The organism is Nocardia sp. NPDC003345 (assembly GCF_053589395.1).
The window spans coordinates 1-13176 of sequence record NZ_JBSFRU010000169.1 but is presented as its reverse complement, the minus strand read 5'-3'; the positions used below and the strand labels follow the sequence as shown (position 1 = coordinate 13176).

At 70.3% G+C, this 13176-nt stretch carries 14 protein-coding genes; 9 read left to right on the top strand and 5 right to left on the bottom strand.

Translation table 11 applies throughout. The features are described from left to right. The 4 genes from ACWDU1_RS18975 to ACWDU1_RS18960 form a co-directional block, all read left to right on the top strand. The coding region (locus tag ACWDU1_RS18975; protein WP_450000119.1) for an ATP-binding cassette domain-containing protein at positions 1-854 on the top strand (854 nt) is incomplete at its 5' end. Next, a complete protein-coding gene (locus ACWDU1_RS18970; protein WP_450000118.1) occupies positions 851-1642 on the top strand; it encodes an ABC transporter permease in 792 nt (263 codons plus the stop codon). The genes ACWDU1_RS18975 and ACWDU1_RS18970, both read left to right, overlap by 4 nt. Further along, positions 1639-2613, top strand: a complete 975-nt coding sequence (locus ACWDU1_RS18965; protein WP_450000116.1) for a glycine betaine ABC transporter substrate-binding protein — start codon at positions 1639-1641, stop codon at positions 2611-2613. Before ACWDU1_RS18970 ends, ACWDU1_RS18965 begins: the two co-directional genes overlap by 4 nt. Before the next feature lie 25 nt (positions 2614-2638). Then, complete coding sequence (locus tag ACWDU1_RS18960) at positions 2639-4303, top strand: FUSC family protein (RefSeq protein WP_450000114.1); 1665 nt, start codon at positions 2639-2641, stop codon at positions 4301-4303. Positions 4304-4318: 15 nt separating this feature from the next. On the opposite strand, the gene ACWDU1_RS18955 is transcribed toward ACWDU1_RS18960, so the two are convergent. Next, complete coding sequence (locus ACWDU1_RS18955) at positions 4319-5143, bottom strand: cyclase family protein (RefSeq protein WP_450000113.1); 825 nt, start codon at positions 5141-5143, stop codon at positions 4319-4321. A gap of 83 nt (positions 5144-5226) precedes the next feature. Then, positions 5227-5970 carry a maleylpyruvate isomerase family mycothiol-dependent enzyme gene (locus tag ACWDU1_RS18950; RefSeq protein WP_450000112.1) on the bottom strand — a complete coding sequence of 248 codons (744 nt, stop codon included), beginning with the start codon at positions 5968-5970 and terminating at the stop codon, positions 5227-5229. A 132-nt stretch (positions 5971-6102) separates the two neighbouring features. Here ACWDU1_RS18950 and ACWDU1_RS18945 point away from each other — a divergent pair, with 132 nt between their 5' ends. After that, on the top strand, positions 6103-6717 hold the full coding sequence (locus ACWDU1_RS18945) for a TetR/AcrR family transcriptional regulator (RefSeq protein ID WP_450000110.1): 615 nt from the start codon (positions 6103-6105) through the stop codon (positions 6715-6717). A 14-nt stretch (positions 6718-6731) separates the two neighbouring features. On the opposite strand, the gene ACWDU1_RS18940 is transcribed toward ACWDU1_RS18945, so the two are convergent. Both ACWDU1_RS18940 and ACWDU1_RS18935 read right to left on the bottom strand, forming a co-directional pair. Further along, positions 6732-7319 (bottom strand): TetR/AcrR family transcriptional regulator, encoded by a 588-nt coding sequence (locus ACWDU1_RS18940; RefSeq protein ID WP_450000108.1) that lies wholly within the window; start codon positions 7317-7319, stop codon positions 6732-6734. Positions 7320-7343: 24 nt separating this feature from the next. After that, positions 7344-8567, bottom strand: a complete 1224-nt coding sequence (locus ACWDU1_RS18935) for a cytochrome P450 (protein ID WP_450000107.1) — start codon at positions 8565-8567, stop codon at positions 7344-7346. A gap of 265 nt (positions 8568-8832) precedes the next feature. Here ACWDU1_RS18935 and ACWDU1_RS18930 point away from each other — a divergent pair, with 265 nt between their 5' ends. Then, positions 8833-10155, top strand: a complete 1323-nt coding sequence (locus ACWDU1_RS18930) for a bifunctional o-acetylhomoserine/o-acetylserine sulfhydrylase (protein ID WP_450000105.1) — start codon at positions 8833-8835, stop codon at positions 10153-10155. A 141-nt stretch (positions 10156-10296) separates the two neighbouring features. On the opposite strand, the gene ACWDU1_RS18925 is transcribed toward ACWDU1_RS18930, so the two are convergent. Beyond that, positions 10297-10512, bottom strand: a complete 216-nt coding sequence (locus tag ACWDU1_RS18925) for a hypothetical protein (protein WP_450000103.1) — start codon at positions 10510-10512, stop codon at positions 10297-10299. Between the two features lie 296 nt (positions 10513-10808). On the opposite strand from ACWDU1_RS18925, the gene ACWDU1_RS18920 reads away from it, so the two are divergent. The 3 genes from ACWDU1_RS18920 to ACWDU1_RS18910 all read left to right on the top strand — a co-directional run. Then, positions 10809-10898 carry a potassium-transporting ATPase subunit F gene (locus tag ACWDU1_RS18920; RefSeq protein ID WP_450000101.1) on the top strand — a complete coding sequence of 30 codons (90 nt, stop codon included), beginning with the start codon at positions 10809-10811 and terminating at the stop codon, positions 10896-10898. Then, on the top strand, positions 10899-12569 hold the full coding sequence (gene kdpA, locus ACWDU1_RS18915; protein WP_450000100.1) for a potassium-transporting ATPase subunit KdpA: 1671 nt from the start codon (positions 10899-10901) through the stop codon (positions 12567-12569). Further along, positions 12569-13176: P-type ATPase (locus tag ACWDU1_RS18910; RefSeq protein WP_450000098.1), on the top strand; the 608-nt coding region annotated here is incomplete at its 3' end. The genes kdpA and ACWDU1_RS18910, both read left to right, overlap by 1 nt.

The window sequence follows — 13176 nt, the reverse complement described above, 5'->3', positions numbered from 1 at the left end:
ATATCGCCACCGTGCCCGGTCTGATGGGCTGGGACCGCGCCCGGATCACCGCCCGCACCGACGAGATGCTGGAACTGGTGGGCCTGGAACCGGATATCTACCGGGGCCGCTATCCACGTCAGCTCTCCGGCGGCCAGCAGCAGCGGGTCGGCGTGGCCCGGGCCCTGGCCGCGGACCCGCCGATCCTGCTGATGGACGAACCCTTCGGCGCGGTCGATCCGATCACCCGCGGACTGCTCCAGGACGAACTGATCGGATTGCAGGCCGAACTCGGTAAGACCATCGTGTTCGTCACCCACGATTTCAACGAGGCGGTCAAACTCGGCGACCGGATCGCCGTGCTGGGCACCGGTTCCCGGGTGCTGCAATACGATACGCCCGCCGCGATCCTCGCCGACCCCGCCGACGAGACGGTGGCCGGTTTCGTCGGCGCCGACGCCTCACTCAAACAGCTGACCCTGACCCGCATCCGCGATGTGGAACTGGACGATTACCCCACCGTCACCGAGGACGACACGGTCGAGACCGCCCGGACGACGCTGGCCGGAACGGATCGCGGCTGGGTCCTGGTGCTCGATTCCCGGCGCCGCCCGCTGCGGCGGATCTCCGCCGGCCAGCTCGCGCACGCGAACTCGGTGCGCGAGGCCGGCTCGGCGCTGGGCGAAACCCTGTCCACGGCCTCCACCCTGCAGGACGGCCTGGAGGCGCTGCTCAACGACCAGAACGCGACGGCGGTGGTCACCGGCTCGCGCGGCGAGTACGCGGGCGTGGTCACCATCGACACCCTGGTCGAGCATCTGTCCGCGCTGCGCGGCGCCCACGGCGACCGGGCCGGATCGGACGTCACCGCATGACTGCCGCCGCCTCGATCACCGATACCCGGTCCGGGCCCCGGCGCAGATCGGCGGAGCGGCGCGCCGACACCCTCCGGCTGATCGTGCAGCCGGTGGTCGTGGCACTGCTCACCGCCGGGGTCCTGGTCTGGGCCCTGCGCCGCGATCTCACCGTCACCCAGCAGACCAGCCTCAACGCGGACAATATCGTCACCGTCACCTGGCAGCACATCCTCATCACCGCCACCGTGACGCTGATCGTCGTCGCCGTCGGCGTCCCGCTCGGAACCCTGCTCACGCGGCCCGGGTACCGCCGGCTCACGCCCCTGGTGGTCACGATCGCCAATATCGGCGCGGCGGCTCCCGCCATCGGCCTGATCGTGCTGTTCTACCTGCTCACCCGGACCACCGGTTTCTGGATCGGGGTCGCGCCGATCGCGTTCTATTCCCTGCTGCCGGTACTGCGCAACACGATCCTGGGGTATCAGCAGGTCGACCCGATGCTCGTCGACGCGGGCCGCGGGCAGGGCATGTCCGCGATGACGGTGCTGCGCCGGATCGAATTCCCGCTGGCGGTGCCCTACATCCTGGCCGGTCTGCGCACGTCGCTGGTGCTGGCCGTGGGCACCGCCACCCTGTCGTTCCTCGTCAGCGCGGGCGGACTGGGCATCCTGATCGATACCGGCTACAAACTGCGCGACAATGTCACGCTGGTCGTCGGGGCGGTCCTGGCGGTGGCGCTCGCGCTGCTGGTGGACTGGCTCGGCGCGGTCGCCGAACGGTATCTCGGACCCCGGGGGCTGGAATGAGAACCGGCCGGGCCCTGTGGGCGCTGCTTGCGGCCGCCCTGCTGCTGACCGGATGCGGATTGCAGTCGGGCGGATCGGTACCGCTGCGGGTGGGGCCGGGCAGTATCGGCCCCGACCCCGCGCTGAGCGGAGTGCCGGTCACGGTGGGTTCCAAGGATTTCACCGAACAGAACATCCTCGGCTACATCATCGAGTTCGCGCTGGTCGCGGCCGGCGCCGAGGTCCGGGATCTGACCAATATCCAGGGCTCCAACAGCCTGCGTGACGCGCAACTCAGCGGCCAGATCGATATCGCCTACGACTACACGGGCACCGGCTGGGTCAACTATCTGGGCAACGAGACCCCCGTACCCGATGAGCGGGCGCAGTTCGACGCGGTCCGTGAGGCGGACCGGGCCGCCCACGGCATCGCCTGGGCGGCGATGGCCCCCATGAACAACACCTATGCCATCGCCACCGCCCGGCGGACCGCCGAACGTCTCGGGGTCCGCACCCTCTCCGATTACGCCGATCTCCTCGCCGCCGATCCGGCCGCCGCCGCGACCTGCGTCGGCACCGAATTCAGCGTGCGCCAGGACGGCTATCCCGGGATGGCGCGGGCCTACGGGATCGATCCCGGGCGCGCCCAGAAACGGATCGTGCAGGACGCCGTGGTCTACCAGGCCACCGCCGACGCCGCCCAGTGCGCCTTCGGGTCGGTGGCCGCCACCGATGGGCGAATACCGGCACTGGACCTGGTACTGCTGGAAGACGATCGGGCCTTCTTCCCGAAGTACAATGCCGCTTTGGTGATGCGGGCCGAGTTCGCGGACGCGCATCCCGAGGTCGCGCAGATCATGGCACCCATCTCGCGGCTGCTCACCAACGAATCGATCACGGAGTTGAACCGGCAGGTCGATGTGGAGGGCCGGGAACCGGCGGAGGTCGCCCGTGACTGGATGGTGGCGCAGGGCTTCGTGACACAGGAGTGAACCGGCGGACGCGGAGGAGGCGACGGTGACCGACGGCCCGAAGCTCCCCGCACCGGCACCGGCGCGCGCGGTGCTGTTCGGTCTGCCACCCGCGGGCCGGCGGCTGCCCGGCGCGGTTCGCGCGGCGGTGGCATTCGGGGCGCCGGCGCTGCTCGCGGTCGCGCTGGGCCACGAACAGCAGGGCCTGATGGCCGCGACGGGCGCGCTGGCGGTGATCTTCGGTGAAGGCCAGGCCTATCGGCGGCGGCTGCGGGTGGTGGGCGTGGCCGCCGTATCGCTGATCTGCGTGGCGTTCGCGGGCGGTCTGGTGGGGCATCTGATCCACCGGCAGCTCGACGCCGGTGGCTCACACTGGTGGCAGTTGCTGCTGGTGCTGCTGATGTCGGCGGTCGCGGTGGCCGCCACCTTCGTGAACTCGGCGCTGCGGCTCGGACCCCCGGGCGGGTTCTTCTTCGTACTGGCCGCCGGGGTCGGTGCCCTGATCGCGGGGCACGGGGTCGCCCCGGACCAGATCGCGCTGTGGACGGCGGCGGGCGGGATCAGCGCCCTGATCGTCGGGATGTCGGCGGCGTTCACCTCAGCCCCGCCGCCGGAGGAACGCGCGGTGGCCGACGCCGTGGCCGCGGTGGACAGATACACCGGCCTCGATCCCGCGAGTGCCGACCGCACCGCCGCCCGCTTCGCCGCGACCATGAAGGTGCGTACCGCCTGGACGCTGCTCGACGACGCCGGACGTATCGACGGCGACCCGGCCGGCCTGCTCGACCATGCCCAGCGGCGGTTCGCCGCCGCGCTGTACCGCGACCACGAGGGCGACGACGAATCGGAGCTGCTGTTCGACACCGGGCATCCCGCCCCGACGCCGCGCCCGGCGCTGCGCTACCGGATACAGCGCTCCCTCTCACCCGACAGTCACGCCGCCGTCTCGGCGGGCCGGCTCGCCCTCGCGGCCCTGGCCGCCGGTTGCCTGACCGTCGCGCTCGATCTCGGCCGCCCCGACTGGGCGGTTCTCACGGTGACCGTGCTGCTGCACCAGGGCCCCGACCGGGTCCGCGGCACCTACCGCGGCGTGCACCGGATCGGCGGAACCGCGCTGGGCCTGGTGTTGTTCGCCGGCCTGTACGCGTTCGAACCGCGGGCGTGGACGCTGGTACTGATCCTGATGGCGCTGCAATTCGCGATCGAACTGCTGGTCGCCCGCAACTACGGTCTCGCGGTCGTCTTCATCACGCCGCTGGCGCTGCTGATGGGCGGTGGCGGAAGCTACGGCGATGTGTTCCCGGTGCTGCGGGACCGCCTCCTGGAGAGCGTTATCGGCGTGGCGATCGGCCTGGCCGCGCTGTGGGCGGTCGATCGCCGGGCGCACCGGCGGGTGCTGGTGCGCGCCGACGAGCGGGTCACCGAGGCGCTGGACCGGCTGCTCGGTCTCATCGCGCGTCCGCCGGGCGAACGCGCGCGGCTGCCGGAGGTGCGGCGGGAACTGGAATTCGAGCTGATGGGCTCGACCCTGGCCGCGATCGACGCCGCGCACAACGAACCCGGCTGGACCCGCGGGCACTGGATCCGGCATCAGCGCATCCGCCGGCTCGGGCACCACGTGCTCGCCGCCACCTGGCGGCTCGCCCCCGATTCCCCCACCGATACCGCGCGGCTGGAACGCTGGTCGCGGGAGCTGTCCGAGCTGGCCTGATATCCGCCGCGGCGATCAGGTCAGGGCGAGGACCCGGCAGGGCCCGCCGGTACCGCCGGTATGTTTGGGCGCGCCGACCACGATCGTGGCCCCGGCGGGCGGCACCGCCGCCAGGTTCGCCAGCATCTCCACCCCGTAGCGCCCGGAACCGAGAATCGCGGTGTGGGCGGGGAAGTCGCGGTCGGCCGAACGGTCCAGGCTGAGGGTGTCCACCCCGGCGCCGACGATACCGCGTTCGGACACCAGGAAATCCGCGGTGTCCCCGGCGAATCCGGGGGCGTGCGGGACCCCGTCGCCGTCCAGGCCGACGAATTCCTCCGGCCTCGCCAGGCGCCGCTCCCAGCCGGAATACATGGCCACGAAGGCCCGTTCGGGCAGCCGTCCGTACCGAGCCTCCCAGTCGGCGATATCGGCGCGGGTCACCACGGCCTCCGGATCACGCGCCGCGCGGGCACTGATATCCACGACCGCCAGCGGCGCCACCAGATCCTCGGCGGCCAGGGCATCGGTGGTGGCGGCGCCGGAGCGCCGGTGCACCGGGGCATCCAGATGGGTGCCGGTGTGCTCCCACAGCGTGAGCATGTTCTGGTTGAAACCGCCCATCCGGTCCCAGGCCACCGGCACCATGGCGAAGGGCGGATTACCGGGCCACACCGGAGTCCGCGTACTCAGCGGATGGGTGAGATCGACCACGGCGCCGCGGGGTTCGCGCGCGGCGGCCGGAGCGGCCGAGACCGCCACCACCGCGGCCGCCGACAATCCGAAGAACGCACGCCGGCCGGGCCGCGGCGCCCGGGCGACGGTGTCACGGACGGTGCCGATGATCTCCGGTGCGCACATAACGGCGGAGCCTACGCCCGGCCCGGGCGCGGCGGCGGGATTGCCCGGCCGGACATCCGCGATGTCCGCGAAAGCCCTCTGCCTCAGGGAACTATCGGCTGCGCCAGGATCTCGTCGAGGGCGTCCGCGTCGCCGGTGACGGTGAGCCCCGCCGCCGCGGCCGTCGACCGGCCCCACAACAGCAGCGCGAGCCCTTCGGCCGGGCCGGACACCCGCACCGCGACCGCACCGCCGGAGCCCGGCTCGCCCAGTACCCACTCCGGGCCGTCGTCGATATCGGTGGCGGCCAGAGCCAGTGCCGCACGCAGCGGTGCCATCCGGCCCGTACCGACCTGGCGTGGATAGAACACGGCCAGCACCTCCTCGACCGTATCCGCCCACACTCCGGGCACCGCCCGGACCAGCCCGAGCGCGCCCCGGCCGGCGATCGCCGCGCGCAGATCGTGGGCGTGGACGAGGGTTTCGTGCACTTGGCGGCGCTGCCAGAACGACACCGGGCCCTCCCCCATCGGCTTCGGGTATGCCAGGATCCGCGCGGTGGCCGCCGGGTCCAGTTCCGCCAGGGTTTCGCGGAGTTCGGTGGCGCAGGCGCGATAGTGCGTGATCAGGTCGAACGGCCCGTCGCCCAGCGGTTCGGCCTTGCGCGCCCGGGCGCTCGCGGCGGCCCAGTGATGGACGAACGCCAGATGCTCCACCAGATCGCGCACGGTCCAGTCGCCGCAGCAGGGCACCGGCGCGGCGGGGTCGGCGTCCGGGATCGAGGCGAGGAACTCCCCCTGGAAATCGGCCAGCAGCAGCGGGAAATCGAGACTCGCCGGAGTACCCATGGGGCCAAGGTACCGCCCCGTCCCGGCACCCGCCCGCCGGAGACAACGGCCGGTGACCGAACTCATCCGGGCCGCCCCGGCCGGGCAGCCCGGCCGCCAGGCGCGGGCCGGCCGGTCGGATAACCTGCAATCATGCTCGCCGATACCCCGTCACCGCGCCCGTTCAGCACCATCCGGTGGACCGCGGCGCAGCAGCGGACCATGGCGGCGGCGCTGGATCTGTTCGGCGCGCACGGGGTGAGCGGCACCTCGCTGCAGATGATCGCGGATATGGTCGGGGTCACGAAGGCGGCCGTGTACTACCAGTTCAAGACCAAGGAGGAGATCGTCATCGCGGTCACCGCGAACGAACTCGCCATCCTCGAGGATGCGCTCATCGCCGCCGAAGCCGAACCCGAGCGCCCGCGCGCCCGCAGAGTTCTGCTGACCCGGGTGATCGATCTGGCCGTCACCCGCCGGCGTTGGGTGAGCACACTGACCAACGATCCGGTGATCGTGCGGGTCCTCGGCGAACACGAGCCGTTCCGCCTGTTCATGAGCCGGTTGTACGCGGTGCTGCTCGACGAGCGGGAGGCCGATGATACGGTCGCCCGGGTCTCGGCGGCGGTCCTGTCGGCGGCGATCGCCGGCGCGGTGGTCAACCCCCTGGTCACCGATCTCGACGACGACACCCTGCGCGGCACACTGATCCAGCTCACCCAGCGGATGCTCGATCTACCGGATTCCGCCGACCCCGGTACCCCCTGAGGAACACCCGCTCCTCAGGCGATCGGCAGACCGGGGTCCAGCAGGAAAGGCAGCAGGAAGCTGCGCAGCAGCGCCCGCTCCTCGTCCTCGCCGGCGGGCGGCAGGGTGAGCAGCGAGACCATGACCCGCACCGCCCAGCGGCCCAGCCGCTCGGCCGCTTCCGGTGCCAGATCGTGCCGCAACCGCGCGACGAAGGCGGTGACCAGCGCGTCGATCACCGTGGACGAATCCGACAGGCGCGCCACGATTCCGGCGTTCGCGGGTTCGAACCAGACGGCCAGATGCGGCGTCTTGCGGGTTTCGGCGAGTGTCGCGACCAGCCCGTCCAGCAGCCGGGCGGCCCGATCGGGCCCTTCCAGCGGATGTGCGCGCCAGACCCGTTCGATCAGCTGGGTGGCCTCCCGGCCGGCGAAGGCGACATACAGCGTCTGCCGGTTGTCGAAGTACCGGTACAGGGTGGCGCGTGAACAGCCGGCCGCCTCCGCGACCTCGGCCATCCCGACCGTACCGGCGCCCTTGTCGATGACCAGGGCGCGTACGGCGTCCAGGATGCGTTCGGCCGCGAGTTCGTTCCGGCCCGCGGCCAGCCAGTCACCGCCCACGGTGTGCCCCCGCGGCGGCCCCGGTCAGGCCGTGCATCGGAACGGAACGGAGGTCGGCCGCCGCACATACGGCCCGGGCGCGTAGGTGACCGCGTCGATATCGACGCGGTAATCCGGGAACCGGTCCAGCAGTTCCTCCAGCGCCACCCGGGCCTGCATCCGCGCCGCGGCCGCGCCCAGACAGTGGTGCGGGCCGTGCCCGAAGGTCATGATGCGCTGCGGATCGCGGTCGATATCCAGCTCCGCGGCATCGGCGCCGAAGGCGCGCTCGTCCCGATTGGCCGATCCGTACACCAGCAGTACCTTACGGCCCGCCGGAATGGTCACGCCGTCCAGTTCGATATCGCGAGTGCTGGTCCGGGCCAGCCCCTGCACCGGCGAGGTGAGGCGGGCCAGTTCTTCGATCGCGACCCGGATCCGGTCGGGATCGGCGGCCAGCGCCGCGCGCTGCTCGGGATGCTGCTGCAGCAGTTGCACCGCGCCGCCGAGCAGGCCGGTGGTGGTGTCGTTACCGCCGGCGACCATGGTCCAGGTGTAGGCGAGGATTTGCACGAGGCCGTTCACATCGGTCTCGTCGGCCGCGAAACCGGCTTGGACCAGCAGTGAGACCGTATCGTCGCCGGGATCGACGCGGCGCCGGGCGATCAGCTCGGCGAAATAGCCGAGCATCTCCATCGACGCGGCCTGAGCGTCCGCGGTGCGCTGGGTACTGGCCGCCACCACCGCGTCGGTCCAGCCGTCGAAGCGGTGCCGGTCTTGCGCCGGGACGCCGAGGTAGTACGCGACCACCATCGTGGGCAGCGGTTTGAACAGATCCGTGACGATATCGCCGCCGCCCCGCTCCGCCAGCCGGTCCAGCCGCTCCCGGACGTAGCCGCGCACCACCGGTTCGACATCGGCGACCTGGCGTGGGGTGAAGCCGCGGGCCACCAGTTTGCGGAATTCGGTGTGTTCGGGCGGATCCTGCATCACCATCGGCGGGTTGCCGGTGAGCCCGATCTGTTCCAGTTCGCCGTATTCGACGGTCAGTCCCTGACCGGAGGAGAAGGCGGCGACATCGCGGGCCGCGTTGTAGACGTGCTCGTGCCGGGTGAGCACCCAGTAGTCGTTGTCCGGCCGGCCGGCGGGTACGGCCCGGTGCACCGGATCGTGGTCGCGCAGGGCGGCGTACATGGCCCACGGGGCGCGCCAGGATTCCCCGGAGCACAATTCGAACCGCGCGGGCCCCTGCAACGTTTCAGCCGTCATGTTCCGACAGTAAGACAGAACCACAATTATGTCTAACGTTTGGTGGATATCGGTCCGGCGGGACCGCCGGACCCGGCATAGTTGGACCCGGCATAGTTGAACTCAGGGCGAACACAACCGTGGCCGTCCCGGCGAAGTTGCCCCTAGCTTGAACGGGCCGCAGCGGCGCACGGCCGCGGCAGGCCGGAACGCGCGCTGCCCGAATAGGATTCATCGCGCACCTCCGGCGAGATCGGCGCTACACCCACCGACAGGAGACTTCGCGATGACCGATTCCACCCCACCGGCCGACCCGTCCGCCGCCTGGAGTTTCGAGACCAAGCAGATCCACGTCGGGCAGGTCCCGGACGGCGCCACCAGCGCCCGTGCCCTGCCGATCTACCAGACCACCTCCTATACCTTCCGCGACACCGAGCACGCCGCGGCGCTGTTCGGGCTGGCGGAGCCGGGCAATATCTACACCCGCATCATGAATCCGACCCAGGACGCGGTGGAACAGCGCATCGCGGCCCTCGAGGGCGGCGTCGCGGCCCTGCTGCTGTCGTCCGGGCAGGCCGCCGAAACCCTGGCCATCCTGAACCTCGCCGGCGCCGGCGACCACATCGTCTCCAGCCCGCGCCTCTACGGCGGCACCTACAACCTGTTCCACTACACGCTGCCCAAACTGGGTATCGAGGTCTCGTTCGTGGCCGACCCCGACGATCTCGACCAGTGGCGGGCCGCGGTCCGGCCCAACACCAAGGCGTTCTACGGGGAGACCGTCTCCAACCCGCAGAACCACATCTTCGATATCCCCGGTATCGCCGAGGTCGCGCACAACGCGGGCGTACCGCTGATCGTCGACAACACGGTCGCCACGCCGTACCTCATCAAACCGCTCGAGCACGGCGCCGATATCGTCGTGCACTCGGCGACCAAATACCTCGGCGGGCACGGTGCGGCAATCGCCGGCGTGATCGTCGACGGCGGCACCTTCGACTGGACCGTGCGCGCGGGCGACGGGCCCCGCTTCCCCGGGTTCACCGAACCCGACCCCAGCTACCACGGCGCCGTCTTCGCCGATCTGGGCGCGCCGGCCTTCGCGCTGAAGGCGCGGGTGCAGTTGCTGCGCGACCTCGGCGCCGCGATCGCCCCGTTCAACGCCTTCCTGATCAGTCAGGGCCTCGAGACCTTGAGCCTGCGGATCGAACGGCATGTGCAGAACGCGCAGGCGGTGGCGGAATTCCTGGCCGAGCGGCCGGAGGTGACCACGGTGTCCTACGCGGGCCTGCCGTCCTCGCCGTGGTACGAGCGGGGTAAGCGGCTGGCGCCGAAGGGCACCGGCGCGGTCGTCGGATTCGAACTGGCCGGCGGCGTGGACGCGGGTAAACGGTTCGTCGAGGCCCTGACCCTGCACAGCCATGTCGCCAATATCGGCGATGTCCGGTCGCTGGTGATCCACCCCGCCTCGACCACGCACTCCCAGCTGACCCCGGAGGAACAGCTGAGTTCCGGCGTCACGCCGGGCCTGGTGCGGCTCGCGGTCGGGATCGAGCATATCGACGATATCCTCGCCGACCTGCGCGCCGGATTCGACGCCGCCGGATAGTCCCGGCACGCATTCGCCCGGAAGCCGGGCCCGCCACCGCGGCGGGCCCGGCTTCTCGCTGTCCGGCACCGGGACCGGGCGCGGGATCGGCGCGAGCGGACCGGCGGATCGAGGCCGACACCGCCGCACCGCCGGAAAACGTCAGATCGGCACGCAGGGGGTGCCCGACGAGTAGACGTGCAGAACGCACCGCACGGCGAGGATCACGGCCTGGATCAGGTCGAGCGGCTGATAGTCGAACGGGTGCATAGTCGGTCCTCCGCGGGCGATCGGCGAATCCCGAACAGGGTCACTGCTGAGCGCGTATCGATACAGCGTGCGCCCGCCGACCGGCTCCGCGTCGTAATTCCAGGTCACGATCCGAATATGGTCCCGGGGATACCGGAGCCGCCGGCCCCGCGCCCGCGCCCGGGCACCCGCGCAAGGAACGCGTCAAGGCGGGGAAAGGGGGCGTAAAGGAGCCGTCAACGCCGGCGGCGCCCGGCCTCCGGGCTCGTAAGTTTCGATCCGGTTCGGCAGCCACAGCCGCTCGGTTGTGTCGCGCTGCCCCAGGTTCTCGGAACGGAGGCGACAGTGTCGATCCTGGCCTATCTGCTGGTCACGGTCGCGGTATTCGGTGTGCTCGGGTTGGTACAGCGGATGGTGGAGCGATTGTGAACGTCGTCAATGCCGTGGGACTCGTCCTGGCCATCGCGATAACCGTGTTCATGGTGGCCGCCCTGCTGTTTCCCGAGAGGTTCTGAGTGAGTACCACCACCGCGGGGGTCCTGTTCCTCGCTGCCCTGGTGATCGCGCTGGCGCTGGTGCACGTGCCGCTCGGGGACTATATGTACCGCGTCTACACCCGCACCGGGCACGCTCGTATCGAACGCGGTATCTACCGCCTCATCGGCGCCGACCCCGACCGCGAACAGACCTGGGGCGGCTACGCCCGCAGCGCGCTGGCCTTCTCGGCGATCGGTGTGATCGCCCTGTTCCTGCTGCTGATCGTCCAGGACAAGTTGCCGCTGATGCCCGCGGACCCGGGCACTCCGATGACAGCCGCTCTGGCCTGGAACACCGCGGTCAGTTTCGTCACCAACACCAACTGGCAGAACTATGCCGGGGAGTCCACGCTCGGCCATCTGGCCCAGGCCGGGGGCCTGACGGTGCAGAATTTCGTCTCGGCCGCCGTCGGTATGGCCGTGGCCATGGCGTTCGTCCGGGGATTCATCCGGTCGCGCACCGGCACCCTGGGTAATTTCTGGGTCGATCTGGTGCGCGGCACACTGCGGATCCTGCTGCCGATCGCCGTCGTCTCGGCGATCGCGCTCATCGCGGGCGGCGTGATCCAGAATCTGAACCTGCACGATCAGGTGGCCACCACCCTCGGCGGAGCCGAACAGACGCTGCCCGGGGGGCTGGTCGCGAGCCAGGAGGCCATCAAGGAACTGGGCACCAACGGGGGCGGTTTCTTCAACGCCAATTCCGCCCACCCGTTCGAGAACCCGGCCGCCTGGACCAACTGGCTGGAGATCTTCCTGCTGATGGTCATCGCCTTCTCGCTGCCACGGACTTTCGGGCGGATGGTCGGCAACCCGAAGCAGGGCTACGCCGTCGCCGCCGTCATGACCGTACTGGCGCTGCTCAGCATCGGCCTGGTCAACCTCTTCCAGCTGCAGCACCACGGCACCGTGCCGGCCGCGGTCGGAGCGGCGTCGGAAGGGGTGGAACAGCGGTTCGGCGTAGCGAATTCGGCGACTTTCGCCGCAGCCACCACTCTGACCTCCACCGGTGCCGTGGATTCGGCGCACGATTCCTACACAAGCCTCGGCGGCATGATGCTCATGTTCAATATGCAGCTGGGCGAGGTCGCGCCCGGCGGGGTGGGCTCGGGGCTGTACGGCCTGCTGATCCTGGCGGTGATCACTGTGTTCGTGGCCGGGCTGATGGTCGGGCGCACCCCGGAATACCTCGGTAAGAAGATCACCCCCCGCGAGATCAAGCTCGCCGCGAGCTATTTCCTGGTCACCCCGATCATCGTGCTCACCGGTACCGCCATCGCCATGGCCATGCCGGGGCAACGCGCGTCCATGCTGAACTCCGGGCCGCACGGCCTCTCCGAGGTGCTCTACGCATTCACGTCGGCCGGTAACAACAACGGTTCGGCGTTCGGCGGGCTGACCGGTAATACGGAGTGGTTCAACACCGCGCTCGGTCTGGCCATGCTCCTGGGCCGCTTCCTGCCGCTGATCCTGGTGCTGGCCCTGGCCGGCTCCTTCGCCCGGCAGGGCACCACGCCCGCGTCCGAGGGCACGCTGCCCACCCATCGACCGCAGTTCGTCGGGCTGGTCGTCGGCGTGACCCTGATCCTGGTCGCTCTCACCTTCCTGCCCGCGCTCGCGCTCGGGCCGCTCGCCGAAGGAATTCACTGATGTCCGCTCCCACTGTCGAATCCCCCGGCGTACCGGCCGGGCCCGCCGAAGGGAACAAGCGCGTCCGCGGCGGTCTGCTCGATCCCCGGATGTTGCTGACCTCGCTGCCGCAGGCCGTACGCAAACTCGATCCCCGGACGCTGTGGCGCAATCCGGTGATGTTCATCGTCGAGATCGGCGCCGTCTGGTCGACGGTGCTCGCCGTCGCCGATCCCGGGTTCTTCGCCTGGGCCATCGTGGTGTGGCTGTGGCTGACCGTGGTGTTCGCGAATCTGGCGGAGGCGGTCGCCGAGGGACGCGGTAAGGCACAGGCCGATACCCTGCGCAAGGCCAAGGCCGATACCGTCGCCCGGCGGTTGCGTGACTGGTCGCCGGGCGCGACCGGCGCCGAAGAGGCGGTTCCGGCACCGGATCTGCGCCGCGGCGACTACGTCGTGGTGGAGGCGGGTCAGGTGATCCCCGGCGACGGCGACGTGGTCGAGGGCATCGCCTCGGTGGACGAATCGGCCATCACCGGCGAATCCGCGCCGGTCATCCATCTGCACCGCGATTTCGACCATCGACAGCGAGTCGATGTCCAGGTCATCGACGAAGGACTTCTCCATAG